The sequence below is a fragment of the Vibrio ouci genome (genome assembly GCF_004551525.1).
Taxonomy (GTDB): domain Bacteria; phylum Pseudomonadota; class Gammaproteobacteria; order Enterobacterales; family Vibrionaceae; genus Vibrio; species Vibrio ouci.
This window is the reverse complement of the sequence record NZ_SATR01000149.1, coordinates 1-1,855: the sequence shown is the minus strand read 5'-3', so window position 1 is coordinate 1,855 and position 1,855 is coordinate 1. Positions and strand designations below refer to the sequence as shown.

The window sequence follows — 1,855 nt, the reverse complement described above, 5'->3', positions numbered from 1 at the left end:
AAGTTAATGAGTGCGTAGCAAAATTTGCCTAACAAACAGTTCAAGCAGATTCGTAACGCTCGGCGAATTTACTATGCGTTGTGTTTGGTGTTTTAGGCGGTTTGCAGAGGCTTACTCAGTGCGTTACTCACTACTTAACTGGGCGTTAAGAGTATTTGGTGAAATCGTATGAATGAAGAAGAGTTAAAACTAAAAATCGCTGAGAATAGAGCTAAGAGGGCTAAAATAACTGAGCGTCTTCAAGCAGCGAAAGAAGCTCGCGAAGTCAAGTTAGCGGAGCAAGCATATTATTTTCCAGATGAAAGCACCTTTTGTCAGAAGCTGAAGCAACAAACTGCCCAGAAACACGCAGAAGAAGCTAAACATGAGTTGAATACTCGTCGCAATGGAAGGTGTTTAGATGGGTCGTTAGATATGACTCTTTCGGAGAATAAGAATAAAAGAAAATACGTAGATTAAGTTGCAATCATACTCTTAACAATAAATTTAAGCAGATTCGCAACGCTTGGCACTTTCGGTTTGAATCGGCTTAAGTGATTACGGCACAATGGTTTTGGTAGGTGGCAGCGTTGCTCACTACTTAATTTGGCGTTATGTTTACTTGTATTTCAAAGGCTTAAATGTCTTAGGCTCTAGTTCTTTGTCCCTCTGGAAATCCGTCCCTAGTAGACTCAGCAAATCCGCATTGTCGATCTAAGTTCTTGAATTTCTCAGCCCGTAAAACATGCCAATGTTCGCGGGTTGCTTCATTGTCAGGTCGTGGCGGTTGGCTTATTGTTTAACTGGCTCAAAGTCGCTTTTAGGTTCTTAGCCAATCAGCATTTTGGTTTGGCAGTTGCCTCGGCAATTTGCCATTGTTTTGCGCTTTGGTTGAAAAGATAGGGCGCTTGTTGTTTCTTGGTCGGGTTACCTCATTGGGCAGGGAAGTGGAATTACACGTTTTAGGTTGGTCGCCTTTGTCGGTCAAGTTGGTTTCAACCTTGTGGTTTGCTTCAGAAAATTAGTTAGAAATAGCAGTTCTTTCTCAAGTAAATCATATGTTTGTGGTAAAACATAACAAACAATTCAACAGTGATTCGCAACGCTTGGCGCTCTCACTTCGGGTTGAATTTAGCGTTTACGGCGCAGTATTCAAGTTCAGTGTATGCGCTGCTCACACGTTAATTGGGCGTTAGGCAAAGGGCAGAAAAGTTCTTTGTTTTAATCTTCTTGCTCCCTCTGGCAGTTCGTTTCTCAAAGTCGGCAATTCAGCATTGTCGGCTTAAATTCTTGAACCTCTTCGACCGTAAAACATGCCAAATTTCGTGGGTTTCCTCATTGAGTTTCAGTGTTGGTTGGTGGTGAATTTCCCTGGCTTAAAGTGTGGGAAGGGCGGGGCAATCATAGCTTTCGTTTTTGTGGCTAGTCCTCAGCTTTGAGCTTCTCAGATTCAAAAGCAGCTTAATCGCTGAAAGGCTGTGTTTCGTGAGCGTTGAACGTGAGGCTGTAACATAGTGGCTTTAGTAGTTCTTGAATCACAAAAAGTCAGTGGGTGATTGGTTGCTTATCGTGTTTAAGGTATTCTGTTTTCAAACCAAGTAAGTGAGTAAACGAAAAATTTGCCTAACAAACAATTCAAGCTGATTCGCAACGCTCGGCACTTTCGGTTTCAATTTGTTGAGTGATTAAGGTGAAGTTTTTGTAGTGCTTTGGCAGCGTTGCTCACAACTTAATTGGGCGTTATGTTGCTACTGAGGTTCTATGCTTAGAAAGAGCTCAGAATGAAGGAAAGACTCTCGTGAAAATAGTATTGGAATCGGAGTTAGTTTGCCCGAAGTGTGGACATAAAAGCAGGGAAGTCATGCCCACAGATTCA

The 1,855-nt window shown here is 42.2% G+C and carries 1 protein-coding gene; it reads left to right on the top strand.

Annotated elements, in window-relative coordinates; all coding sequences use genetic code 11:
- Positions 1–168 precede the first annotated feature (168 nt).
- Positions 169–459 carry a hypothetical protein gene (locus ELS82_RS24560; protein WP_134837725.1) on the top strand — a complete coding sequence of 97 codons (291 nt, stop codon included), beginning with the start codon at positions 169–171 and terminating at the stop codon, positions 457–459.
- The last annotated feature ends 1,396 nt before the right edge of the window (positions 460–1,855 follow it).

Bases quoted from the DNA above. Each gene is read 5' to 3' on its own strand.
- ELS82_RS24560 (WP_134837725.1), top strand. From the start codon at position 169: ATGAATGAAGAAGAGTTAAAACTAAAAATCGCTGAGAATAGAGCTAAG.